Annotated in this window: 19 protein-coding genes and 1 pseudogene; 10 read left to right on the forward strand and 10 right to left on the reverse strand. The window is 64.2% G+C overall.

Features of this window, described 5'->3' with window-relative positions; all coding sequences use genetic code 11:
• Window positions 1–106 precede the first annotated feature (106 nt).
• Window positions 107–382 carry a hypothetical protein gene (locus XH81_RS01260; RefSeq protein WP_028142571.1) on the forward strand — a complete coding sequence of 92 codons (276 nt, stop codon included), beginning with the start codon at window positions 107–109 and terminating at the stop codon, window positions 380–382.
• A complete protein-coding gene (locus tag XH81_RS01265) occupies window positions 383–871 on the forward strand; it encodes a hypothetical protein (protein ID WP_028142572.1) in 489 nt (162 codons plus the stop codon).
• Between the two features lie 13 nt (window positions 872–884).
• Here the strand turns inward: XH81_RS01265 and XH81_RS01270 are convergent.
• Both XH81_RS01270 and XH81_RS01275 read right to left on the reverse strand, forming a co-directional pair.
• A pseudogene (locus XH81_RS01270) lies at window positions 885–3,578 on the reverse strand (bifunctional acetate--CoA ligase family protein/GNAT family N-acetyltransferase).
• A 67-nt stretch (window positions 3,579–3,645) separates the two neighbouring features.
• Window positions 3,646–4,485: a universal stress protein gene (locus XH81_RS01275; protein WP_028142574.1), complete on the reverse strand. Its 840-nt coding sequence runs from the start codon at window positions 4,483–4,485 to the stop codon at window positions 3,646–3,648.
• Between the two features lie 185 nt (window positions 4,486–4,670).
• Here XH81_RS01275 and XH81_RS01280 point away from each other — a divergent pair, with 185 nt between their 5' ends.
• From XH81_RS01280 to XH81_RS01290, 3 genes are read left to right on the forward strand one after another with little or no spacing between them, the layout of a single operon-like run.
• Window positions 4,671–5,654 (forward strand): zinc-dependent alcohol dehydrogenase family protein, encoded by a 984-nt coding sequence (locus XH81_RS01280; RefSeq protein ID WP_028142575.1) that lies wholly within the window; start codon window positions 4,671–4,673, stop codon window positions 5,652–5,654.
• A 24-nt stretch (window positions 5,655–5,678) separates the two neighbouring features.
• Window positions 5,679–7,202 (forward strand): bifunctional aminoglycoside phosphotransferase/ATP-binding protein, encoded by a 1,524-nt coding sequence (locus XH81_RS01285; RefSeq protein WP_028142576.1) that lies wholly within the window; start codon window positions 5,679–5,681, stop codon window positions 7,200–7,202.
• A gap of 25 nt (window positions 7,203–7,227) precedes the next feature.
• Window positions 7,228–8,199 carry a CHAD domain-containing protein gene (locus tag XH81_RS01290; protein WP_028142577.1) on the forward strand — a complete coding sequence of 324 codons (972 nt, stop codon included), beginning with the start codon at window positions 7,228–7,230 and terminating at the stop codon, window positions 8,197–8,199.
• Here the strand turns inward: XH81_RS01290 and XH81_RS01295 are convergent.
• Window positions 8,196–10,049 carry a PHA/PHB synthase family protein gene (locus tag XH81_RS01295; RefSeq protein WP_028142578.1) on the reverse strand — a complete coding sequence of 618 codons (1,854 nt, stop codon included), beginning with the start codon at window positions 10,047–10,049 and terminating at the stop codon, window positions 8,196–8,198. The genes XH81_RS01290 and XH81_RS01295 overlap by 4 nt on opposite strands.
• 207 nt (window positions 10,050–10,256) lie before the next feature.
• On the opposite strand from XH81_RS01295, the gene XH81_RS01300 reads away from it, so the two are divergent.
• On the forward strand, window positions 10,257–10,985 hold the full coding sequence (locus tag XH81_RS01300) for a CBS domain-containing protein (protein WP_028142579.1): 729 nt from the start codon (window positions 10,257–10,259) through the stop codon (window positions 10,983–10,985).
• 38 nt (window positions 10,986–11,023) lie between these two features.
• On the opposite strand, the gene XH81_RS01305 is transcribed toward XH81_RS01300, so the two are convergent.
• The 3 genes from XH81_RS01305 to XH81_RS01315 form a co-directional block, all read right to left on the reverse strand.
• Window positions 11,024–11,482: a RidA family protein gene (locus XH81_RS01305; RefSeq protein ID WP_028142580.1), complete on the reverse strand. Its 459-nt coding sequence runs from the start codon at window positions 11,480–11,482 to the stop codon at window positions 11,024–11,026.
• 21 nt (window positions 11,483–11,503) lie between these two features.
• Window positions 11,504–13,195 (reverse strand): benzoate-CoA ligase family protein, encoded by a 1,692-nt coding sequence (locus XH81_RS01310; protein ID WP_028142581.1) that lies wholly within the window; start codon window positions 13,193–13,195, stop codon window positions 11,504–11,506.
• Window positions 13,196–13,332: 137 nt separating this feature from the next.
• Window positions 13,333–13,851 (reverse strand): MarR family winged helix-turn-helix transcriptional regulator, encoded by a 519-nt coding sequence (locus tag XH81_RS01315; RefSeq protein ID WP_028142582.1) that lies wholly within the window; start codon window positions 13,849–13,851, stop codon window positions 13,333–13,335.
• A 251-nt stretch (window positions 13,852–14,102) separates the two neighbouring features.
• On the opposite strand from XH81_RS01315, the gene XH81_RS01320 reads away from it, so the two are divergent.
• Complete coding sequence (locus XH81_RS01320) at window positions 14,103–15,278, forward strand: ABC transporter substrate-binding protein (RefSeq protein WP_028142583.1); 1,176 nt, start codon at window positions 14,103–14,105, stop codon at window positions 15,276–15,278.
• Between the two features lie 28 nt (window positions 15,279–15,306).
• Entirely contained in the window at window positions 15,307–15,762 is a 456-nt protein-coding gene (locus tag XH81_RS01325) for a cupin domain-containing protein (protein WP_028142584.1), read from the forward strand.
• Between the two features lie 110 nt (window positions 15,763–15,872).
• Here the strand turns inward: XH81_RS01325 and XH81_RS01330 are convergent, their stop codons facing one another.
• The 4 genes from XH81_RS01330 to XH81_RS01345 form a co-directional block, all read right to left on the reverse strand.
• Window positions 15,873–17,123, reverse strand: a complete 1,251-nt coding sequence (locus tag XH81_RS01330; RefSeq protein ID WP_028142585.1) for a flavin-dependent oxidoreductase — start codon at window positions 17,121–17,123, stop codon at window positions 15,873–15,875.
• Window positions 17,124–17,178: 55 nt separating this feature from the next.
• Window positions 17,179–19,530: a bifunctional salicylyl-CoA 5-hydroxylase/oxidoreductase gene (locus XH81_RS01335; protein WP_028142586.1), complete on the reverse strand. Its 2,352-nt coding sequence runs from the start codon at window positions 19,528–19,530 to the stop codon at window positions 17,179–17,181.
• 97 nt (window positions 19,531–19,627) lie between these two features.
• Complete coding sequence (locus XH81_RS01340; protein ID WP_028142587.1) at window positions 19,628–20,464, reverse strand: enoyl-CoA hydratase family protein; 837 nt, start codon at window positions 20,462–20,464, stop codon at window positions 19,628–19,630.
• A 31-nt stretch (window positions 20,465–20,495) separates the two neighbouring features.
• The gene (locus XH81_RS01345) at window positions 20,496–21,257 is read right to left on the reverse strand and encodes an SDR family NAD(P)-dependent oxidoreductase (protein WP_028142588.1); all 762 of its coding nucleotides are present in this window, start codon (window positions 21,255–21,257) and stop codon (window positions 20,496–20,498) included.
• 214 nt (window positions 21,258–21,471) lie between these two features.
• Here XH81_RS01345 and XH81_RS01350 point away from each other — a divergent pair, with 214 nt between their 5' ends.
• A complete protein-coding gene (locus XH81_RS01350) occupies window positions 21,472–22,269 on the forward strand; it encodes an alpha/beta fold hydrolase (RefSeq protein ID WP_049801789.1) in 798 nt (265 codons plus the stop codon).
• Window positions 22,270–22,281: 12 nt separating this feature from the next.
• The gene (locus XH81_RS01355) at window positions 22,282–23,571 is read left to right on the forward strand and encodes an acyl-CoA dehydrogenase family protein (protein WP_028142590.1); all 1,290 of its coding nucleotides are present in this window, start codon (window positions 22,282–22,284) and stop codon (window positions 23,569–23,571) included.
• Window positions 23,572–23,573: the final 2 nt, after the last annotated feature.

Below are 23,573 nucleotides of genomic sequence, written 5' to 3' on the forward strand. Positions count from 1 at the left end.
CTTGACCTGTCTCAAGAGCTGAACTGCGCTGCCGATTGACGCAAATCAAGCGCGATCGCGCGCGCGGGCCCTAGGCTTGCGTCCATTCAATGGGGATATCAAGTCCATGTTCGACAGCGACAGGATGAGCGAAGAATTGCGCGCGCTGAAGGTTGACGTCACGCGCTTGCTGAGCACCGCCGGCGAGGAGATGTTCGAGAGCTCGAAGGACCGCGCCGAGGCACTCGCCGATCAGATCAGGGCGGCGCTGACCGAGCTCGGCGAGACCGTGGACGAAGAGCAGGCGCAGCTTCAGGGTCTCATTGCGGACCGTCCAATCACATCGCTCGCCTCCGCCTTCGCGCTCGGCGTCGTTGTCGGCTTCATGCTGAGGAGACACTAGGTGAATACCGAGAATGTGGTCAAACATCTGCGCGCGTTGTGGCGCACCGACAGGATCATCGCGGACATCAGGCTGCGCCATCTGCTGGTCGGCCTCGGCTTGCGTGCCTTTGCGGCGCTGATCGCGGCGTTCGGGCTTCTGATGCTGGAGCTGTCGGCCTATTTCGCGCTGGTGCAGATATGGAGCGCGATTGCCGCGGCCGCCATCCTCGGCGCCGTCAATTTCGCCATCGCAGCCGCTCTGTTCGCGATCGCCGGCCGCGCTCCGTCGGGCCGCGATATCGAGCTTGCCAACGAAATTCACGACACCTCCATCGAAGCCCTTCAGCTCGAAGCGCGCGCGCTCCAGGCCCAGGTGTCGGGCGCGGTGCATCATCCGCTCAGCACGATCGTGCCGGTGCTGGTGCCGTTGATCGCGATCATCATCAGGAATCTGCGGACGACCGCCAAATCGTCCGGCGCAGCGAATTCGGCTGAAGCGCGCTCCTGAAGCAAGGGCGCGCTCACAGCTTCAATTTGACGTCGCAGATATCGGGCTCGGCCGGATCGGGCTTGACCTCGAAGCCCAGGTGCCGGCACATTTCGAGCATCACGGTGTTCTCCTTGAGCACGTCGCCCGATATGACTTTCAGCCCTTCCGACTTGGCGTAGTTGATGATGAGCTGCATGAGGGCCCAGCCGAGCCCCCTGCCCTTGAGATCGGACCGGAGCAGGATCGCGTATTCGCCGCTCTCGTAGATCGAATCCGAATGGAGCCGAACCACGCCGACCATTTCGCCGGTGGCCTCGTCGAAGGCGATGAAGGCCATCGCGCGCGCATAGTCGAGCTGGGTCAGGCGCGCGATGAACTCGTGGGTAAACTCCTTCATCGGCGCGAAGAAGCGCAGGCGAAGATCGTGCGGGGTGACGTGACGCAGGAATTCGTGGATGGTCGGCTCGTCCTCGGGGCGCATGGGCCGCACGAAGATGCGCCAGTCGTCCTTGAGCTTGAGGCGGCGCTCCCATTGCGACGGATAGGCGCGAACGGCGAAATTGGCCGGGCCGGAGCCGACGAACTTCCGCTGCGGCGGCCCGACCGCGACGCGGGCATCGACCGCAGTCACGCCGGTCTCGTCCGCCAGCAGCGGATTGATGTCGAATTCGCGGATTTCGGGAATGTCGGCCGCCATCTGCGCCAGCTTGACCAGCACCATGGCCACGGCGTCTTGCTTGACCGCGGGCACATCACGATAGGCCTTTAGAAGCCGCGACACGCGGGTGCGGTCGATCAGATCGCGAGCGAGCTGCAAGTCCAGCGGCGGCAGCGCCAGCGCCTTGTCGTTGATGATCTCCACCGCCGTGCCACCGCGGCCGAACACCACGACGGCGCCGAAAGTGGGATCGTCGGCGAGGCCCAGGATCAGCTCGCGCGCCTTCGCCTTGACGACCATCGCCTGGACGATGACGCCGCCGATGCGGGCCTCGGGCCGGAGCTTTCTCGCCCGGGCGAGAATGTCGGAGGTGGCCGCTCGCACGGCCTCCGGCGTCGTCAGATTGAGCACGACGCCGCCGACATCGGATTTGTGGATGATGTCGCGCGACATGATCTTCAGCACCACGGTGCCACCCTGCGCGAAGATTTCCTTCGCATAGGCCACCGCCTGCTCGACATCGGTCGCCGCATAGGTCGGCACCATCGCGATGTCGTAAGCTTCGAGCAGGTGCTTGATCTCGACCGGCTCGAGCCACTCACGGCCATCGGCGATCGCGGCGGTGACGATCTGCCTCGCCCCCCGAGCATCCGGCACGAACGTATCGGGCATCGCGGGGGGAACCTGGCTGAGCTCCTCCACCACTTCGCGGTGCCGGACCAGATACATGAAGCCGCGGACGGCATCGTCCTCGGTCGGATAGTTCGGCACACCGGCACTGGAGAGTGTCTGAATGATGTGCTGATCGGCTCCGACCCAGGCTGCCAATATCGGCTTCGCCCAGCTGCGGTGCTGCGCGCGATATTTGCCGACGAGCTCTGTCACGGTCGTGGCGATCTCGGCTGCCGAGGCGATCGCGGTTTGCACATTGAGGACGAGGACTGCGTCGTTGTCGGTGTCTGCGAGCAGCACCTCCAGCGCCGCTGCGTAGCGCGAGGCGTCAGCATCGCCCACGATGTCAACGGGGTTTGCACCGGACCAGGTCGGCGGCAGGGCCGCATCGAGCTTCTTGCGCGCCTCCGCCGAGATGGTCGCCGGAATGCCGCCGAGTTCGACCAGCCGGTCGATGGCAAGGACGCCGATGCCACCACCGTTGGTCAGGATGGCGAGACGCTTTCCCGTCGGCGATTCGACGCGGCCGAGTGTCTCGGCTCAATCGAACAGCTCGCGCAGGTCGGAGACCCGCAGGACACCCGCGCGGCGGAACGCCGCGTCATAGACCGCGTCCGCGCCGGCGAGCGCACCGGTATGCGTGGCAGCCGCCTTTGCGCCCTGCGCCATACGGCCGGATTTCACCACGACGACGGGCTTCACGCGCGCGGCAGCACGCGCTGCCGACATGAACTTGCGCGCGTCCTTGATGGATTCGATGTAGAGCAGGATCGCGCGCGTCTTGTGATCCATCGCGAAATAGTCGAGCAGATCGGCGATGTCGACGTCGATCTGATCGCCGATCGAGACGATGCCGGAGAAGCCGACGCCGCGCTGTGCAGCCCAGTCGACCATGCCGGCAGCGATCGCGCCCGATTGCGAGATCAGCGCGAGGCTGCCCGCCCCCGGCATATGCGCGGCAAAGCTGGCATTCAGGCTGACCCCGGGCATCATGATGCCGAGACAATTCGGTCCGATCAGCCGCATGCCGTATTTGCGGGCCGCCGCGATTGCAGCCTCGTACAGAGATCCCGGTCCGTGGCCGAGCCCGGCCGAGACGATCAGCGCGCCCGCCGATCCGCGACGCCCGGCCTGGTCGATGATACCGGGAATCTCGCGCGCCGGCGCGGTGATGACCACGAGCTCGGGCACGAAGTCCAAGCTGTCCAGGCTCTTCACCGCCGCGACGCCGCCGATTTCGGCATGGCGTGGATTGACCAGGCCGAACCGCCCCTTGAATTCGGCCTTGTGAATGTTCTCCAGAACGGCGCGTCCGACTGAGACCGGACGGGCGCTCGCTCCAACGAGCGCAACTGAACGCGGCGCCAGCAGATTGTTGAGACGATAGGTTGACATGAAAGCAAATGCGCCGGGTCAACGGCGGTTCCGATGGTTGACGATCAGGCCGGGAAAAATGGCGAGCCTAGTGCGAGATCATAACCCAGCATGGTGGCTGGCCAATGACGGTCTTTGTCACACCGCCCCACACGATCTCGTTCAGGCGTGAATGATGGTAGGCGCCCATCACGATCGCATCCATGCCATGGGAATTCGCCCAACTTCCCAGTACCTTGCCGATCGAGCTGCCGTTGCCGGTCACCGTTTCGAAGGAGGCATAGACCCCGTGTTCTCTCAGATGGTCGACGAGAGCCGCGCCGGATTGCGCGACCGCGTCAGCCTTGTCCTCTGCGACCGTCACCACGCGGACCACGGTGGCAGCCTGAAGAATGGGCAAAGCGTCGCCGACCGCACGCGCAGCGCGGGCAGAATGATCCCAGGCGATCATGACGTTCTCGAATTCCGGCCGCAGCTGCTCCGCACGCTGCTCCGGGCAGAGCAGCAGCGGCCGCCCGGATTCGAACAGGAGAGTTTCGATGATGTGCTCCGTTCGGCTGTCGTGCGGCTTCACGGGAAACAGCGTGAGATCGCTGAAACGGGCATGCTCGGCCAGGATCGCCGCGATCTGGTCCGCCGGTACCTTGCCCGTTCGGCTCTGGGCGCGAATGTCGGCGCGGGACGCCGCGTTGGTGAAGGCATCGAGGAGCTGCTGCGTCTCGTTCGCCTCACGCGAACTGCCGGCCTCCGCGGAATCGCGATCATGAGGCAGCATCACCTTCGGCCGCTCGAAAATGTCTTCCTCGAGCGCGAGCCCCGTGATCCTGGCGCCGAGGTCGGCGGCGACGGCCACGCATTTCTCGATCGCAATCAGGGCCGGTCCGCGGGGCTGGCCGACAAGCGGCAGAAAGACATCCTTGATGGGCATCGGGATTCTCCTTGGTCGTCAGAATAGGCCGGCTTTGGTCGAGACGCTTGATCCTCGTCAAGCCAAGTCAAGCCAAGGGAACTCGGTCCGTTCGGGCTGGAAGCAGGCGTTGACCGACGTCAAGGACTGGTCGTCCAGCTATTCTATGGATAATTCAGTCGGAGCGGTTCGCCCCGGAGAGACTGATGCGTGCGATGGTGTTGCCGGCCCCGCGAACGCGGCTCCAGATGGAGGAGCGGCCTGACCCGACACCCGGCGAGGGTCAACTCCGGGTGAAGATCAGCGCCTGCGGGGTATGCCGGACCGATCTTCATCTCGTCGATGCCGAGCTGCCCGATATTCGCTATCCGATCGTGCCCGGCCACGAGATCGTCGGGCGGGTCGATCTCGTCGGCGCGAATGTCACCATGCATGCGCCCGGTGATCGCGTCGGCATTCCCTGGCTCGGTTTCACCTGCGGAAAATGCCGATTCTGCCGTGAGGGCATGGAAAACCTGTGTGACGCCCCGCTGTTCACCGGCTACACGCGCGACGGCGGCTACGCGACGCACACCATCGCCGACGCACGCTACGCCTTTCCCCTCGGTGAGGTGGGCGACGACGTGGAGATTGCTCCTCTGCTGTGCGCAGGATTGATCGGCTGGCGCTCGCTGGTGCTGGCCGGCCCCGCCGACCGGCTCGGCCTCTATGGTTTTGGCGCGGCCGGCCACATCATTGCGCAAGTTGCGGTTTGGCAGGGACGGTCCGTCTACGCATTCACGCGACGCGGCGATGTTGCTGCACAAGACCTTGCACGCCGCCTCGGCGCGGTCTGGACGGGGGCCTCAGACGAGGTGCCCGACGAACCGCTCGACGCGGCCATCATCTACGCGCCAGCCGGCGAGCTTGTCCCGAACGCGCTACGCGCCGTCCGCAAAGGCGGCCGCGTCGTATGCGCCGGCATCCATATGACCGACATTCCAAGCTTTCCGTACGATCTGCTCTGGCAAGAACGGCAACTGCTGTCGGTCGCCAATCTGACCCGGCAGGACGGCCTCGATTTTCTCAAGATCGCCCCGCAAGCTGGCGTGCGCACCGAAACGACGGCATTCCCGCTTCATCAGGCCAACGAGGTTCTGAACATGCTGCGGGATGGCCGGATTCTCGGCGCGGCCGTGCTGACGCCCTGATGGTGCTTTCGGATGCCCGTTGTCATGAAAGATGAAATGGCGGCCCAGGAGCGGATCTTCCGGACGCTGGCCCGCCATCCCGGCGTGACGCGGATCGACACGCATGGCGCCTCGGTGTTCCTCGACGGGGCGCGCGCGTTGAAGATCAAGCGTGCCGTGCGGTTTCCCTTTCTCGATTATTCGACGCTGGAGAAGCGCAAGGCGGCGTGCGAGGAGGAAATCAGGATCAACCGGCCGCTGGCGCCGCAGATCTATCATCGCGTCGCGGCGATCACGGAAGAGCTGGATGGATCGGTGCAGGTCGACGGTCCCGGCCGGCCGATCGAGTATGCGGTGGAGATGGCGCGCTTCGACGAAAACCGGACGCTCGATCATCTGGCAAAGGCCGGCCCGCTGGATGCGACCCTTGCCGCGGCTGCCGCCGACGCGATCGTGGCTTCCCACGGCGCGGCGACACGCGCGGACGGCGAAGCATGGGTCGCCTCCATCCCCGCCCTGATCGACGGCAACAGTCACGGTCTGCGGGCCGGCGGCCATTTCATCGCGGAAGACATCGAAAAGCTCGGCAAAGCCTCCCACGAGGCATTCCTGCGTGTTCGTCCGCTGCTCGCGGAGCGCGGCCGGATGGGCTTCGTACGCCGCTGCCATGGCGATCTGCATCTCGCAAACATCGTCCTGCTCGACGACCGGCCCGTGCTGTTCGATGCCATCGAGTTCGATGCGCAGATGGCAACCGTCGACGTGCTCTACGATCTCGCATTCACGATGATGGACCTGTTGCACCACGATCAGCCCCGCGCCGCCAACATCGTCCTGAACCGCTATCTCGCCGCAACGCCAGCCGACAATCTCGACGCGCTCTCGGCCCTGCCGCTGTTGATGTCCATCCGGGCGGCGATCCGCGCCCAGGTGGCCCTGGCACGGCTGAAGCCGCCGCATTCCGATGACCCCAGCATCCTTGACCAGGCACAGCATTATTTTGACCTTGCCAGGACGCTGATCCATCCCCCTGCTCCGCGCCTGGTTGCGGTCGGCGGCCTGTCAGGCACCGGCAAGACCGTCCTGGCGAATGCGCTCGCGCCCGTCGTCGCGCCGCCCCCGGGAGCCGTCGTGCTGCGCAGCGACCTCGTTCGCAAGCAGATGTTCGGGGTCGAGGACACGCACCGCCTGCCGCCGTCCGCCTACACGCCAGAGCACGCGGCCCGCGTCTACGACACGCTGGCTCAGCACGCCCGGCGGGTGTTGGCGCAGGGCCATTCGGCGATCATCGACGGCGTATTCGCCCGCGAGGACGAACGGGATGCGATCGCCGCATTGGCGCGAGAGCGCAATGTGCCGCTGAACGGCCTGTTCCTGGTTGCGGACCTCGCGACCCGGCAGATGCGGATCGGAAGCCGCCGGGGAGACGCATCCGACGCCACGCAGGAGGTTGCTGCGCAGCAAGAGCACTATAATATCGGTCACGTCGGCTGGGCGACCATCGATGCATCCGGGACACAAGAGCAGACGCTCCAGAACTGTCGGGACGCGATCGCTGAAGGCAAATAGGGCAATCTGATTGGCGCGGGCAAAGATGGCGCGACCCACCACGACCTCGACGACCGTTCGCACCACGCCGGCGGCGCGGCGCAATGCCCTGCCCGGCCGCCTCAGCCCCGGCATGGCCTGCGATACGGCTTTCCGCATCATCGCGCGCCGTCACCTCGATGCCGTGCTCGCCCAGCATGACGGCACCTGCCGCGGCGATCCCGACGCGCTACACCAGATCCGGATCGCGTTGACCCATCTGCGAACTGCCATCCGCTTCTTCTCGCCGATGGTCGACGACGCCCTGCGCCCGAACGTCTGGGCCGAACTGAAATGGCTGAACGGCCAGCTCGGCATGGTGCGGGATCTCGACGTGGCGATCGAGCGGATCGTCGCGGAGAGTGGCAAAGAGCTTGCGGTGGTCGCCGAGCTTCAGCATTGGGACGAAAAGCGCACCGAGAGCCACCGCCTGCTGGCTCGCGCGCTGCAATCCGCGCGGTATCGCCGCCTTGTCGAGCAGACCTCTATCTGGATCGAGAGCGGCCCCTGGTCAACCCGGCGCAGCAAGGAAGCCATGCGATTGCGCCGCTGCACGCTCGCCGAACACGCAACGGAGCGGCTGGCCGAGTGGGAGACGACGCTGCTCAAGAAGGCGCGAAAACTCCGCAAGCTCGACGTCGAGAAACGACACAAGCTGCGGATTCTCAACAAGCGGCTGACCTATTCGATCGAGTCGCTCCAGGACCTGTTCGCCGAGGAATCGCTGACCAAACAGAAATCGATCCTCAAGAAATTGCGCAAGGCGCAACGGTCGCTCGGACGATTGAACGATGATGCGCGGGGACATGCGCTGGCGGCGTCGTTGAACGGCGCCGGCCTCGAAGCCAGCAATCGATTCCGCAACCGCAAGCGTGAAAAGAAGCTGTTGCGGACGGCGTCAACGGCTTACCGCAAACTGGACAAGACGAAGCCCTTCCACTCCTCGGATCTCGCACCGAGTTCCGAGCCGGAGGTTTAAGTGTGGACGTAGTCCCCCGGCGCATCGGGCAGGCCGGGAGCGTCTCCAAGCCCGATCGGCGGCGGATCGCAGGGCGCGCCGGAGCGCGCCGCCAGCCATTTGGTCCATTCCGGCCACCACGACCCTTCAATGCGCGGAGCCAGCTTCAGCCACTCGTCCGCACCGACATAGGGCGCGTCCTCGGCCTTGCTCAGCACTTGATAGCTGTGGCCGGGCTCGTCGGGAGGCGCGACGACGCCGGCATTGTGGCCACCACTGGTCAACAGGAACGTCACGTCGGCATCGACCTGATAGTGGATCTTGTAGACGGATCGCCACGGCGCGACGTGATCGGCCAGCGTGCCGACCACGAACATCGGGGCGTGAATATCGGACAGCGAAACGTTCCTGCCGCCGACGCGATAGCGCCCCCCGGCCAGATCGTTGTCGAGGAACAGCTTTCGCAGATATTCCGAATGCATGCGATAGGGCAGCCGCGTTGCGTCCGCGTTCCACGCCATCAGGTCGTTCAGCGGCGCGCCCTCGCCCATCAGATAGTCGTGTGACAGACGCGACCAGATCAGTTCGTTGGAGCGCAGCAGCTGGAAGGCGCCGGCCATCTGGGTCGTATCGAGATAGCCGCGCTGCCACATCATGTCTTCGAGAAAGGCGACCTGGCTCTCGTTGATGAAGAGCGTCAGCTCCCCGGCCTCGGTGAAGTCGGTCTGGGCCGCAAGGAGAGTAACGGTGCCAAAGCGGTTATCACCGTCGCGCTCCATCGCAGCGGCAGCGATCGACAGCAATGTCCCTCCCAGACAATAGCCGAGCGCATGGGTCTTCCGACCCGGCATGATCCGGCCGATCATGTCCAGCGCCGCCATGACCCCCAGCTTGCGATAGTCGTCGAAGGCGAGATCCCGATCTGTCGCATCCGGGTTGCGCCAGGAGATCGCGAACACCGTGAAACCCTGACCGGTCAGATATTTGACCAGCGAGTTCTGCGGCGAGAGATCGAGGATGTAGTACTTCATGATCCAGGCCGGCACGATCAGGATCGGCTCTGGTCGCACCTGCGCCGTGGTCGGTTGGTACTGGATCAGCTCGATCAGCTCGTTACGGTAGACGACCTTGCCGGGCGAAGCCGCCACCGATTTGCCGACCACAAACTGCTCACTGCCCGCCAATTTTGAGGCGGAGAGCAGGCGCATCAGGTCGCTGCACCAGTTTTGCCAGCCGAAGACGAAGTTTTCCCCGCCACTCTGGAACGCCTTTTCCAGCACCTTCGGATTGGTCGCCGCGAAATTCGACGGCGCCAGCATGTCGAGCATCTGGCGCATCGAGAATTCGACGATGGCTTCATTTGGGTGCGACACGCCGCGCACGCCGGTCGTGGCATCGTGCCACCAGCGCTCTCCGAGCAGGAATGCCTGCGCCAGCAGATTGAACGGCGCGGTCTCCCATTGCGGTCCACTAAAGCGGCGATCCCGCCCCTGCGGTTGGATCACGGACCACGGCTTTTGGCCCGGTGACGCCGCGTGCGCGGCGGCTTCCGCCAACCGGCCGGCGTCACGCAGGACGTTGCGGGAAATCTCCATCTGGCGCTGCGGCGCCGCAGCGAGATGCGAACTCCAGTCGAGCCACGCCAGCGACAAGGCCAGTGGCGAAATCCCGCCCGTAAACCGCGCAAGCATCGCGTGAAACGCGCGATCGAGAGGATATGGCTCCGATACAGGCGGAGGCTCGGCGGCAGCCGGCATCCCGGCACCCATCTGGGGGCTCACCGTCGCGGCTTCGGGACCAGCGGCTGGACTGATGGGGAGAGCCTGGACCGCCGGCTCTTCGGCCCGTGGAAAGATCTGCACGACGCTCATGGCTCAATGTTCCCGAGGGCTGCTGTTTGACGTCGGCGGCAGGATATGGCGAGGCTTCGCAGAGGCGTTGAGCTGTATCAAATCCGGGGCGCGGATCACGATTGCTTAATCAGGACGGACGGGCTTCGTCCGATTGACCTGAGTCAAACCGCACCCTGACACCCGAGCTAGTTTTCGCGCATCGAAATTCGACAAGCGGAGTTGTCCATGCGCGCCCACCAGATCATGACCCGGTCGGTCATCTCGGTTACCCCCGACACAAGCATCGTCGAGGCGGCAAATATCATGCTGAAGCGGCACGTCAGCGGTCTCACCGTGGTCGACGATACCGGCAAGCTGGTCGGCGTCGTCTCGGAAGGGGATTTCATCCGCCGCAGCGAAATCGGCACCGGGCGCAAGCGCGGACGCTGGTTGCGGTTCATCCTGGGGCCGGGCAAGTCTGCCAGCGACTTCGTCCACGAGCACGGCCGCAAGGTTGCGGAGGTGATGACCGACTCGCCCGTAACCATCACGGAGGACACGGCGCTCGCAGAGATCGTCGACCTGATGGAGCGGAACAACGTGAAGCGGCTTCCGGTGGTGCGCGGCGACAAGGTCGTCGGGATCGTATCCCGCGCCAATCTGCTGCAGGCGGTGGCGGGGCTCGCCCGTGAGGTGCGTGATCCGACGGCCGATGACGACCACATTCGCAACCGCATCATCGACACCATGGAGAAGAACGACTGGTGCCCGTTCGGGCTGAACGTCATCGTCCGCGACGGCATCGTCCACCTCAGCGGCGTCATCACCGAAGAGCGCACGCGGCAGGCCGCGATCGTCGCAGCGGAGAACGTCGACGGCGTAAAGAAGGTGCACGACCATCTGTGTTGGGTCGACACCATGTCGGGCGTCTATCTGAACTCGCCCGAGGACGACGAGCTCGCCAAGGCAAGCTGACAAGGCAAGCTGACAAGGCGAGCTGAACCAGACGCGATTCAGCGCGGAATGACGGCGGTGGCCTCGATCTCGACGCGCGCCGCCTTCTCCACGAGGCGCACCACCTGCACCAGCGCCATCGCCGGGTAATTTGCGCCGAAGATGGCACGGTAGATCTTACCGAGTTCCTTCAGGTTGGACAGGTACTCGTCCATGTCGACGACGTACCAAGTCAGCCGCACGAGGTGCTCGGGCCTCGCGCCTGCCTCAGCCAGGATCGCGGCGATGTTGCTCAAGGTCTGACCCACCTGCGCGACAAAGCCGTCGGCAAGACGCTCTTCGGCATCCCAGCCGATCACCCCGCCGGTGACGACGATGAGGCCCTCAGCGGCCATGCCATTGGCATAGCCCTTCGGCATCGGCCACCCCGACGGCTGGAGCACCTGCACCCGCGAACGGGCGTCATCCTCGGCTGCTGTCGGCAGCACCGCGAGTTGCGGGCCTTTCGGCGTCGTCACAGACAATTCTTCATCCCTCTCTCATTCCGCCGCGACGCCTGAGGACGTTGCCGCGGCCTGCGCCAGTTGCCGCAAGGCAAAGCGCTTCAATTTTCCGGTCTCGGTCTTGGGTAGTTGCGTCACGAATTCGATGGCACGCGGATATTTGTACGGCGCGATCTCGCGTTTGACATGTTCCTGCAACTCGGTCACGAGCTGAGCGTCCGGCGTCACGCCGGGCGTCGCGACGACATAGGCCTTCACGATCATGCCGCGCGCCTCGTCGGGGGCGCCGACCACGCCGCACTCGGCGACCGCCGGATGCGTGAGCAGCGCCGCCTCGACATCCGTGCCCGCGATATTGTAGCCGGCCGACACGATCATGTCGTCGGAGCGCGACTGGTACCAGAAATAGCCGTCATTATCCATCAGGTAGGTGTCGCCGGTGATGTTCCAGCCGTTCCTGACGTATTTGCGCTGCCGCTCGTCGGCGAGATAGCGGCATCCGGTCGGCCCGCGCACCGCGAGGTTCCCCATCGTGCCCGGCGGCAAATCATGGCCGTCATCGTCGACGATCTTGGCCTCATAGCCCGGCACGGGCTTGCCCGTTGCGCCGGGACGGATTTCGTCCTCGGTCGCGCTGATGAAGATGTGCAGCAATTCAGTCGAGCCGATGCCGTCCATCAGCTTGATCCCCGTCGCCTTGAGCCAGGCTTCGAAGGTCGGCTTGGGCAGCGTCTCGCCCGCGGAAACACATTTGCGAAGCGAGGAGATGTCGCGGCCAGCCAGCTTGCCGATCATCGCCCGGTAAGCGGTCGGCGCCGTGAAGCAGACCGTGGTCTTGTATTGCTCGATCGCCGTCAGGATATCGTCCGGCGTCGTCTTCTCCAGCACCACGAAAGAGGCGCCGATATGCATCGGAAACAGCACACCGCCGAAGCCGAAGGTGAACGCGAGCGGCGCCGAGCCGACGAAGCGATCCTTCTGTTCGGCTCGCAGGATGTTGCGCGCATAGCCGTCGCAGACCGCGAGCATGTCGCGGTGGAAATGCATGGTGCCCTTGGGATCGCCTGTCGTGCCGGACGTAAAGGCGATCAGACAGACGTCGTCGGAGGCGGTATCGATGGCCTTGAACTCCGGACTCGCGTCCGCGCTGAGCGCTTCGAGCGAGTCCGTCGCGCCATTGCCCCAATAAACGACTCGCTTGAGATTCGGCGCCGCAGCTTTCGCCTTCTCCATTTCCTCGGCGAGCTTTCCGTCGCACAGCGCCAGCGTGATCTCCGCCTTCTGGATCGGATATGACAGCTCCTTGGCGCGCAAGAGCGGCATCGTGGCCACGACAATGCCGCCGGCCTTGATGACCGCGAGATAGGTCGCGACCATCATCGGATTGTTGGCGGAGCGTAGCAGCACGCGTCCGCCGGGAACGAGACCAAGCTTGCCGACCAGCACGTTGGCGATGCGGTTCACCAGCGCTTGCAGCTCGCGATAGGTGTAACTGACGGCGGGACTGATGACGCAGGGCGCCTCGCCATGTCCCTGCTCGACCCAGCGATCGAGGAAATAACTGACGCAGTTCAATCGCGGCGGATAGCGCAGCTCCGGCCGTGTGAAGATGAACTCGGGCCAGAGCTCGCGTGGCGGCAGATGCTGTCGCGCAAACGTATCGACATGGGCCGTCGCAGCGTTGCCGTCATGCGAGCCCGACACTTGAATCTTGGCGGCGTTGGCCATCGCACGCTCCTTTCAGCATGGATTGCACCCGGCAGCACGATCTGGGAAACATTTTAGGCTTAAAACAATTCGGCGCAATAGCGGATTTTGGGCGCCCCGTGCTTTTTCCTGCGGCAAAAGGGGTTGGGCGGCGGTTCTTACGGCCGGCGGCGCGCGGCCGATTTCTGCGCCGACGCCTTGGTCTTGGCGAGCAGCCGCATTAACTCGCGCACATCCTTCGGCGAGAGGTCGGCGAAGAGATCGGCGATCCAGATCTCGTGCTCCGCAGCCATCTTGCGGAACTCGGCGCGACCGAGTTTCGTGAGGCGGATCACCTGAACACGGCGGTCCGTCTCCGAGGTCCGACGATCGAGATGGCCGGATTCCACGAGGCGCTCGACGAGGCCGGTGACATTGCCGTTGGATACCATCATCCGCTTGGAGACATCGGATAGCGTCATGCCGTCAGGCGCCTTGTCGAGCTGAGCCATCAGATCGAAGCGGGGCAGCGTGACGTCGAACCGCTGCCGCAGCCGGCCGCGAACCTCGCCCTCGATCAGGGTGGTGCAGGTCAGAAGGCGCAGCCACAGCCGAAGCTCGTCGGCATGGTCTTCCGGCGTTTCGACGGCCTTGGTCTCGGAATCGAGCATCTCGGTGCGTTCACTCTCGGCGGGCATTGGCGCCGGCACGGATTCCCCAACATTTTGAGCTTCAAATAAATCGACGCCGGCCGCAAGTCCAAAGCTGCAACAATCGACCGCACGCTACTTTCTTTAGGCTTCAAATAATTGGCGCGCCGCTTGCATGCGCCGCTGCCGCGGGATGGCGACACTTTGAGCGCTCCTTGCCGCGGCCACCATCATCGGCATAAGCTTGGATTAAAGTACGTGGCTTGCAGCGCAAGCCCTGATGTCACGGGGGACAGATCATGAAGACGCAATTGACCTTGGCCGCAACTGCCCTGCTGGTCGGCACCGCAATGACCCCTGCCCTCGCCCAGGAGAAGATCAAGCTCGGGGTGATCGTGACTCTGTCGGGACCAGCCGCAGCGCTTGGCCAGCAAGTTCGCGACGGCTTTGCGCTCGCCGTAAAGGACCTCGGCAGCAAGATGGGCGGCCGTGACGTCGAGGTCGTGGTGGTCGATGACGAACTGAAGCCGGACGCGGCGGTGACCAAGGTCAAGGGTCTGCTCGAACGCGACAAGGTCGACTTCGTGATCGGCCCGATCTTCTCCAACATCCTGCAGGCGATCCACCGGCCCGTGACGGAGTCGAAGACCTTCCTGATCAGCCCCAACGCGGGCCCGTCGACCTTTGCCGGCAAGGACTGCAACCCGTTCTTCTATGTGACCTCGTACCAGAACGATCAGGTGCACGAGATCCTCGGCAAGGTCGCGCAGGATCGCGGCTACAAGCGCATGTACCTGATGGTCCCGAACTATCAGGCCGGCAAGGATTCGGTGGCGGGGTTCAAGCTCGACTACAAGGGCGAGATCGTCGAGGAATCCTACATGCCGCTGAACACGCTGGACTTCCAGCCGGAGCTTTCCAAGATCTCCTCGCAGAAGCCCGATGCCCTGTTCACGTTCATGCCGGGCGGCCTCGGCGTCAATCTCGTCAAGCAATACCGGCAGGCGGGCCTTGCTGACAGCATTCCGGTGCTCTCGGCGTTCACGGTGGATGAATCGACCTTGCCGGCACAGCAGGACGCCGCTGTCGGCATGTTTGGCGGCGCCAACTGGGCGCCCAATCTGGACAATCCCCCGAACAAGAAGTTCGTCGCGTCCTACGAGGCCGCCTATAACGTCGTGCCTGGCACCTACGCCTTCCAGGCGTATGACGCCGCGATGCTGATCGACAGCGCGGTCAAGGCCGTGAAGGGCGATCTGTCGAACAAGGACGCGGTCCAGGCCGCGCTGAAGAAAGCCGACTTCACCTCGCTGCGCGGCACCTTCAAGTTCAACACCAACGGCTATCCGATCCAGGATTTCTATCTGACCAAGGTTGCCAAGCGTCCGGACGGCAAGTTCCAGACGGAGATCGTGCAGAAGGTCTTCGAGAATTACGGCGACCGCTACGCCAAGGACTGTAAGGCGGCGAACTGAAGCCGCGACGGGTTACGGGAGGACTTCAATGAGCAGCGAAATCACCGGCATCACGCGCGCCAATGAGGGGATCCAGGGTATTTCCTGGAACATCCTCGGTCAAACCTACGTGCCGAAGAGCAAGACCGAGCACAGCTTCTCCTGGCATGCGACCTTGCCGCCGGGCACGTTCGTGCCGCCGCACATTCACCCCGACCAGGACGAATATCTCTACATGCTTGAGGGCAAGCTCGATTTCATGCTCGGCAATTCGGAGTCGCAGGCCACCGCCGGCGACCTGATCCGCCTCGGCATGGGCGTGCCGCACGGCATCTTCAACAAGTCGGAGCAGACCGCAAAGGTGCTGTTCTGGGTGTCTCCGACCAAAAGGCTGTTCGACCTGTTCTGGGGCCTTCACAACATGAAGGAACAGAAGCCGGAGGACGTGGTGGCGATGGCGGCCGAGTTCAACATCCACTTCCTGCCGCCGCCTCCCGGTGGCTAAGGCGCGATGAGATCACGATGAACCGTCATCGCGCTTTAGATTATTGTTTGAGCATGATCCTTTCGGAAAACCGGCTCGCACTTTTCCGGATCATGCTCTAGCCGCGAGTCTTAGGCGCGCACCGCCGCGAGCCCCGGCACTGCGGCGAAGCCCGCCTTGGTGGCGTAGCCGCGCACGATGGCCTCGCGCTGGGAATAGCTCAGGACGTTGTCGACATTGTCGAAGCCGTCGGGCGCGAGCTGCTCGACGGCGTCGATGACGCCCTCGGGGCCGCCCCGGCGATTGGAGCGCACGATATCCGCCGTCATCGGCAGGCGCTTCTTCTCGTATTCGAGCAGCGCCTGGCGCGGATGCTCGGCGCGCACCAGCGCGTCGGCAAGGCAACGCGCATCGAGGATCGCCTGCGAGGCGCCATTCGAGCCGACCGGATACATGGGGTGCGCGGCGTCGCCGAGTAGCGTGACGCGTCCCGACGACCAATAGGGCAAGGGATCGCGGTCGCAGGTCGGATATTCGTAGAATTCGGGCGTCGCCGAGATCAGGCTCTTCACGTCGACATAGGGCACCGAGAAGCGGGCGACGTGCGGCATCAGCTCCTCGCGGCGGCCCGGCCGCGACCAGTCTTCCTTCCGCGGCGGTGGCGCATTGCCCTCGCCCACCTTCACCAGCACGGCCCAGTTGGTCAGGCGGCTCGCCGGGCTCGATCCCTCCGCGATCGGATAGATCACCACCTTGGCATTGAGGCCGCCGGCCACGATCATCGATTTGCCGGTGAGGAACAGCGGCCAGTCGCGCGCACCGCGCCACAGCATCAGGCCGTTCCAGCACGGCGGTCCCTCGTTCGGGAACAACGTCTCTCGGACGCGGGAATGAATGCCGTCGGCGCCGATCAGGATATCGCCGCGCGCCGTGTGGACATGCGCGCCGGCTCGGTCGAAGAAATAGGCGGTGACGCCGCCCTCGTCCTGGGTGAAAGCGCCGAGCCTGCAGCCGGTGTGGATCGCCTCGTGCCCGAGCCGCTCCTCGACGGCGCGATGGATGACGCCTTGAAGGCGGCCGCGATGGATCGAGAATTGCGGCACGTCGTGACCGGCGTCGATGCCGCGGGCTTCGCGCCAGACCTCCTGGCCATGGCGGTTGAGATAATAGAGCTGGTCGGTGCGAACAGCGACATCGTCGAGTTTCTGAAGCAGGCCGAGTCCGGCGAGCTCGCGCATGGCATGCGGCAGCGTATTGATGCCGACGCCGAGCTCACGAATGGTGTCGGCTTGCTCGAAAATCTCGCATCCGATGCCACGCGAACGCAGCATCAGCGCCGTTGTGAGGCCACCGATACCGCCACCGACGATAATCGCCTTCATCGCCCTTACTCCACTCGAAACATGCCAGGCAATGAGGTTAACGTCGCACGGGCGGTTACTCCGCCGCAAGCGGCTTTGTCGTCTCCGCCTTGAGCTCGGCCCGGGTCTTGGGCTTAGCCTTAATGCGCAGCTCCTCCAGATCCTGCCGGTCGCGGACGCTGTTGCGGAAAATCTGATCCATTCCGGGCAGATATTGCGGCGGGCAGAACGCGTCCTTTGCCCCGTACCAGGCCGCCGCCCTCATGGTGAAGAACGGATCGACCAGATGCGGCCGGCCAAGCGCGACGAGATCCGCCCTTCCAGCGGCCAGGATGGTATTGGCCTGGTCCGCCGTCGTGATGTTGCCGACGCACATCGTGGCGACGCGCGCCTCGTTGCGGACCTGATCCGAGAACGGCGTCTGGAACATGCGGCCGTAGATCGGCTGCGCATCGCGGACGGTCTGCCCGGTCGAGACATCGACCAGATCGACGCCGGCTTCGGCGAAAGCGCGCGCAACCGCCACCGCGTCGTCGCCGGTGATGCCTCCATCGGCCCAGTCAGTCGCGGAGATGCGTACCGACATCGGCTTGTGCGACGGCCAGACCGCGCGGAGCGCCTCGAAGATCTCGCGCGGGAAGCGCAGACGGTTGTCGAGCGAGCCGCCGTATTCGTCCGTCCTGGTGTTCGTCAGCGGCGAGATGAAGCTGGCGAGCAGATAGCCGTGGGCACAATGCAGCTCCAGCATGTCGAAGCCGCAGCGCTCGCCGCGCTCAGCCGACGCAACGAAAGCGTCCCTCACCGCGTTCATGCCGGCGCGGTCGAGCTCGCGCGGCACCTGACTGTCGGGAAAATAGGGGAGCGGCGATGCGGAGAACACGTCCCAGCCGCCTTCGTCCAGCGGGCGATCCATGCCGTCCCACATCAGCTTGGTCGCGCCCTTGCGGCCGGCGTGGCCCAACTGGAGGCAGATCTTTGCGGCCGAATTGCCGTGGACGAAGTCCACGATGCGCCGCCACGCCGCCTCCTGCTCGTCGTTCCACAGGCCGGTGCAGCCCGGCGTGATCCGGGCGTCGCGGCTGACGCAGGTCATCTCCGTGAAGATCAGGCCGGCGCCACCGATCGCACGCGATCCGTAGTGCACGAGGTGGAAGTCGGTCGGCACGCCCTCCTTGGCCGAGTACATGCACATCGGCGACATCACCGCGCGATTGGCGATCTCCATCTCGCGCAGCCGGAACGGCTGGAACAACGGCACCGCCGGCTTTTTGGTGTCGACGTCAAAGCCGCTGTCGCGAACCTGTCTGGCAAATGACTTCTCGACTTCGGCCACGAAATCGGGCGCCCGGAGCTTGAGATTGTCATAGGTGATCGCCTTCGAGCGCGTCATCACGCCGAAGGCAAACTGCACGGGATCAAAATCCCAGAAGCGGTCGACATGCTCGAACCAGACCAGCGAGACGTCGGCGGCATGCTGCGTCTTCTCGACCTCCTCACGGCGGCCCTGCTCGTAGACATCAAGCGCCGCCTCGATGCTGGGAGCTTTCTCCATCGCCTCGGCCAGCACAATCGCGTCTTCCATCGCGAGCTTGGTACCGGAGCCGATCGAAAAATGCGCGCTCGCCTTGGCATCGCCGAGCAGCACCATGTTGTCCTTGACCCAGCGCTTGCTGCGGATCATCGGGAAATTGCGCCACATCGAACGGTTGATGAGCAGCTTGTGTCCATCGAGGAACCAGCCAAAAATCTCGGCCATCCGCGCGGCGGACTGCGTCTCGTCCAGCCCCGTGAGGCCAGCCCGCTCGAACGTCTCGGGATCGGTCTCGAAGATCCAGGTCGAGTGTCCGGCCTCATATTGATAGGCGTGGGCGATGAACGGCCCCCACTCGGTCTCCTGGAAGATGAAGGTGAAGGCATCGAGCGGCTTGGTCGAGCCCATCCAGGCGAACTTGTTGGAGCGGAGGTCGACCTCCGGCTGGAAATGATCGATGTATTTCTCGCGGAAGCGGCTGTTGATGCCGTCGGCGATCAGGACGAGATCGGCGTCGGCGAACCGGGTTTCGTCGTCGATGTCCACCTCGAAGTGCAGGACGACGCCAAGCTCGCGGGCCCGTTCCTGAAGGATCAGGAGCAGCTTGCTTCGGGAGCAGCCGCAAAAGCCGTTACCGCCGACCCGGTGGACCGTGCCGCGGAAATGCACGGCGATGTCGTCCCAGTATGCGAACTCCTGGGTGATGCGGCGGTAGCTCGGCAGATCGTGTTTTTCGAAATTGTCCAGCGTGGCATCGGAGAAGACCACGCCGAAGCCGAAGGTGTCGTCGGCCCGATTGCGCTCATACACCGTGATGTCGGCGCCCGGGCGCTGCTTCTTGAGCAGGATCGCAGCGTAGAGACCCGCAGGTCCGCCACCGATGATCGCGACTTTCATGGGAGCCTCGCCAATTCACCCGGCCATGAAACTATTTTAAGCCTAAAATAATTTCGCGCAAGTCCCCGTTGCTGGCCGGCTCGGACAGAGACGCCGTTTAGTCGCCCCTGAATACCGGCTTGACCTTGTTGACGAAGGCCTCGAAGGCGCGCTCGAAATCGGCTGTGGTCATGCACAGGGCCTGGGCAACGGCTTCCGCCTCGATCGCCTCCTCCACCGACATTGCCCATTCCATCGCCAGCATTCGCTTGGTCATGGTGTTGGCGAAGGTCGGCCCTTCCGCGATCTGCTTGGCCAGGACCTGCGCCTGGGGCAGCACCTGCTCCGGCGTCACGATTCGGCTGAAGAAGCCCCAGCGCTCGCCCTCCTCCGCGGTCATGAACCGGCCGGTGTAGAGCAGTTCGGAGGCGCGGGACTGCCCGATGATCCGCGGCAGGATCGCGCAGGCGCCCATGTCGCAACCGGCAAGGCCCACCTTGTTGAACAGGAAAGCAACCTTGGTCCCGCTTGCCGCGAGGCGCATGTCCGATGCCATGGCGACGATCGCACCGGCCCCGGCACAGATTCCCTCGACCGCGGCTATGATCGGCTGCGGGCAGGCCCGCATCGCCTTGACGAGGTCGCCGGTCATCCGCGTGAAGGCCGTCAGCCCCTTGGTGTCCATCTTCACCAGCGGGCCGATGATCTCGAACACGTCACCACCGGACGAGAAATTGCCGCCGGCGCCGGTGACGACGATGGATTTGACCTCGTCGTCGAAGGCGCAAGCGCGGAAGAAATCGGTCAGTTCCCGGTAGCTTTCGAACGTCAGCGGATTCTTTCGTTCGGGCCGGTTGAGCGTGACCGTCGCGACGCCGTCGACCACCGCCAGCACGAAGTGCTGCGGCGAATAGTCCGCGAGCGGAATGGTGACGGGATTTGCTGGTCTGCTCATGCGATCTCCTTGGTGTGTTCGTTCCGCGCCGCTAGATTTCGCCGCCAGCCACCGCGATTGCCTGCCCGGTAATCGCACTGGCTCCCTGCCCGCACAGCCACAGCACGGAATCCGCCACCTCTTGAGGCGCGATCAGGCGCCCTTGCGGATTGTGCTTGGCGAGTTCGGCGATCGCCTGCTCGCGGCTTCGTCCCGTCTTGGTCATGATGTTCTCGATGCTGCCGGCTACGAGGTCGGTGTCGGTGAAGCCCGGGCAAACCGCATTCACGGTCACATTGCTACCGGCCAGCTCGAGCGCAAGCGAACGAACGAGACCGACCGCGGCGTGCTTGGCCGCAGTGTATGCGCTGACATAGGCATAGCCCTTGAGCCCCGCGGTCGACGCAATCACGACGATGCGGCCATACGGACGATCCTTCATGCCCGGCAGCACGCCGTGGATGGCATGGACGACGCCCATGAAATTGATGTCCATCATGCGCGCAAACAGGGCACTGTCCGATTTCACGAATGGTGCGGATTCGGCGCTGCCCGCATTGGCGATCAGGATATCGATCGGCTTTCGCGCGCTGGCCTCGCTAATGGCGGCCTTCAACGACGCTTCGTCCGAAACATCGGCGACGGCCGCAAAATGCGCGGCGCCTGCATTGACCGCCTCTTCGAGGACCGCGGAGTTCCGACCGACTATCGTCACAGTGGCGCCGGCGCCGACGAGGGCCGCCGCGATCGCACGGCCGATGCCGCGGCCACCACCGGTCACCAGTGCGTGCGGCGAGTGCGGCAATCCGGACATGCGCTGGCTCCCTCGGATCCGATGATCGTTCCTCCGATATATTTTAACCTTCAAATTTTTGCAACGAAAGCGGCGCCTCGCGGCCGCGAACGTCGGGGCACGAGAGGGCGGCCCGAAAATTGCTTTAAGTATAAAATTATCGCTTCCCATCCCCCACAGGCCTGTTAGCATCAAGGGCCAAGCAAAAGGATGTCGCGTGTCGCAGCCTGCGCCAATGATAACAAAGGACGGACGCTTCGCCTACGAAGCCGCGGGCGATCCGGATGCGATACCTCTGATCTTCCTTCATGGCATCGGCGGCGCAGCGCGGGCCTGGCGGCGGCAACTTGCCACGTTCGGCGGCCGCTTCCGCGCGATCGCATGGGATATGCCGGGTTACGGCAGATCGGCACCGCTCGCCAGCGTCAGCATTGCTACCCTGGCGGAGGCGCTCCAGCAGTTCATTGAGCAACTCGATGCAACCAGACCCATTCTGGTCGGTCACTCGATTGGCGGCATGATCGTGCAGAAATGGCTGGTGCAATCGCCAAAGCTGGCGCGCGCGGTCGTACTGGCGCAGACCAGCCCGGCCTTCGGCAAGGCCGACGGCGACTGGCAGAAATCGTTCATCGCGGCGCGGCTCGGGCCGCTCGATCGCGGAGAGACGATGAAGTCGCTGGCGCCCTCGCTGGTGAAGGAGCTTGTCGGGGACGATCCCGATCCGAACGGGATCGTGCTTGCACGCGAATGCATGGGGAGCGTGCCCGAGGCAAGCTATCGTGCCATGATGCTGGCTCTCATCGGCTTCGACCAGCGCAGCACGCTTGCGAATATTTCCGTCCCGACGCTGCTGCTGTCGGGTTCCAAGGACAACAATGCGCCCGCGCCGATGATGGCAAAGACTGCGAACTACATCCCTTGTGCTGAATATGTCGAGCTCGCCGGCGTCGGCCATCTCGCCAACCTCGAGCGCCCCGAGGCCTTTGACGAGGCCCTCGGCCGGTTCCTGAACTCTCTCGCGACCAAAGCGTAAGGTGACCGCGCAATGACCATGCAAGTCAGCAAGACGATCGGCACGACTGACAAGGTGGCGCTGGATGCGCCGATCTTCGATCCCGTTGCATTCCGCCTCAGCGACGAGCAGGCTGGCATCGTTACGCGGGCAAGAGAGATCGGTCAGAGCGTGTTCGCCGCTCGCGCCGCCACCTACGATCGCGAGGCGACCTTTCCGATCGAGAATTATCGCGACCTGCACCGCGTCGGTCTGCTCGGCATTGCCGTTCCCAAGAAGCACGGTGGGCTCGGCGCGAACTACCAGACCTATGCTTTGGCGGCCGCCGAGATCGGCCGCTATTGCGGCGCGACCGCGCTGACCTGGAACATGCACGTGTGCTCGACCATCTGGTCGGGGCCCCTCGCCGACGATCTCGACATGGACGCCGGGACCCGGGCCGAGCACGAGCGGCGTCGCGCAGTCCACTACAAGCGCATCGTCGAGGATGGTGCGATCTATTCGCAACCCTTCTCCGAGGGTGGAGCGGCCGCCGCAGGCGGCGTCGCCTTCGGCACGGAAGCAAGGCCGGTCGAGGGCGGCTGGATCGTCAACGGCAAGAAGATCTTTGCATCGCTCTCCGGCCATGCCGACTATTACGGCGTGCTCTGCACTGAGGTCGAGGAAGGCGAGAAGGCCTCGCGCCGCAACACGCTTTACCTCGCGATCTCCGCCAAATCGGAAGGCGTCTCTGTCGTCGGTGACTGGGACCCGCTCGGCATGCGCGGAACGGTTTCGCGGACGCTCCTGTTCAAGGACGTGTTCGTGCCGGCCGACTCTGCACTGATGCCGCGCGGCGTCTATTTCCAGGCCGCGATGCGCTGGCCTCACATGTTCCTCACGTTGTCGCCGACCTATATGGGCCTGGCGCAAGCGGCCTATGATTTCACCGTGCGTTATCTGCGCGGCGAAGTGCCGGGCATGCCGCCGGTCAAGCGCCGGATGTATCCGACCAAGCAGATCGCGGTCGCGCAGATGCAGATCAAGCTCGAGCAGGTCAAGGCGATCTGGTTCCAGGCCGTCACCGAAGCCTGCGCCAATCCGAGCAAGGAGCAGGTGTTGCGGGCCTATGCCGCGCAATATTCGGTGATGGAAGGCGCCAATGAGCTTGCCGCGCTCGCGATCCGCACCTGCGGCGGTCAGGCCATGCTTCGCTCGCTGCCGCTGGAACGGATCTACCGCGACAGCCGCTGCGGCTCGCTGATGCTGCCCTGGACCGCCGAGCTCTGCCTCGACCGGATCGGACGCGAGGCGCTGTATGAGACCGGCGAGACGGACGACTGACG

This window comes from Bradyrhizobium sp. CCBAU 25360, from assembly GCF_028128695.1.
GTDB classification, from domain to species: Bacteria; Pseudomonadota; Alphaproteobacteria; order Rhizobiales; family Xanthobacteraceae; genus Bradyrhizobium; species Bradyrhizobium ottawaense.

Coding starts and splice junctions, on each gene's coding strand:
- XH81_RS01260 (WP_028142571.1), top strand. CDS start 107: ATGTTCGACAGCGACAGGATGAGCGAAGAATTGCGCGCGCTGAAGGTT.
- XH81_RS01275 (WP_028142574.1), bottom strand. CDS start 4,485: ATGCCCATCAAGGATGTCTTTCTGCCGCTTGTCGGCCAGCCCCGCGGA.
- XH81_RS01280 (WP_028142575.1), top strand. CDS start 4,671: ATGCGTGCGATGGTGTTGCCGGCCCCGCGAACGCGGCTCCAGATGGAG.
- XH81_RS01285 (WP_028142576.1), top strand. CDS start 5,679: ATGAAAGATGAAATGGCGGCCCAGGAGCGGATCTTCCGGACGCTGGCC.
- XH81_RS01290 (WP_028142577.1), top strand. CDS start 7,228: ATGGCGCGACCCACCACGACCTCGACGACCGTTCGCACCACGCCGGCG.
- XH81_RS01295 (WP_028142578.1), bottom strand. CDS start 10,049: ATGAGCGTCGTGCAGATCTTTCCACGGGCCGAAGAGCCGGCGGTCCAG.
- XH81_RS01300 (WP_028142579.1), top strand. CDS start 10,257: ATGCGCGCCCACCAGATCATGACCCGGTCGGTCATCTCGGTTACCCCC.
- XH81_RS01310 (WP_028142581.1), bottom strand. CDS start 13,195: ATGGCCAACGCCGCCAAGATTCAAGTGTCGGGCTCGCATGACGGCAAC.
- XH81_RS01315 (WP_028142582.1), bottom strand. CDS start 13,851: ATGCCCGCCGAGAGTGAACGCACCGAGATGCTCGATTCCGAGACCAAG.
- XH81_RS01320 (WP_028142583.1), top strand. CDS start 14,103: ATGAAGACGCAATTGACCTTGGCCGCAACTGCCCTGCTGGTCGGCACC.
- XH81_RS01325 (WP_028142584.1), top strand. CDS start 15,307: ATGAGCAGCGAAATCACCGGCATCACGCGCGCCAATGAGGGGATCCAG.
- XH81_RS01330 (WP_028142585.1), bottom strand. CDS start 17,123: ATGAAGGCGATTATCGTCGGTGGCGGTATCGGTGGCCTCACAACGGCG.
- XH81_RS01335 (WP_028142586.1), bottom strand. CDS start 19,530: ATGAAAGTCGCGATCATCGGTGGCGGACCTGCGGGTCTCTACGCTGCG.
- XH81_RS01340 (WP_028142587.1), bottom strand. CDS start 20,464: ATGAGCAGACCAGCAAATCCCGTCACCATTCCGCTCGCGGACTATTCG.
- XH81_RS01345 (WP_028142588.1), bottom strand. CDS start 21,257: ATGTCCGGATTGCCGCACTCGCCGCACGCACTGGTGACCGGTGGTGGC.
- XH81_RS01350 (WP_049801789.1), top strand. CDS start 21,472: ATGATAACAAAGGACGGACGCTTCGCCTACGAAGCCGCGGGCGATCCG.
- XH81_RS01355 (WP_028142590.1), top strand. CDS start 22,282: ATGACCATGCAAGTCAGCAAGACGATCGGCACGACTGACAAGGTGGCG.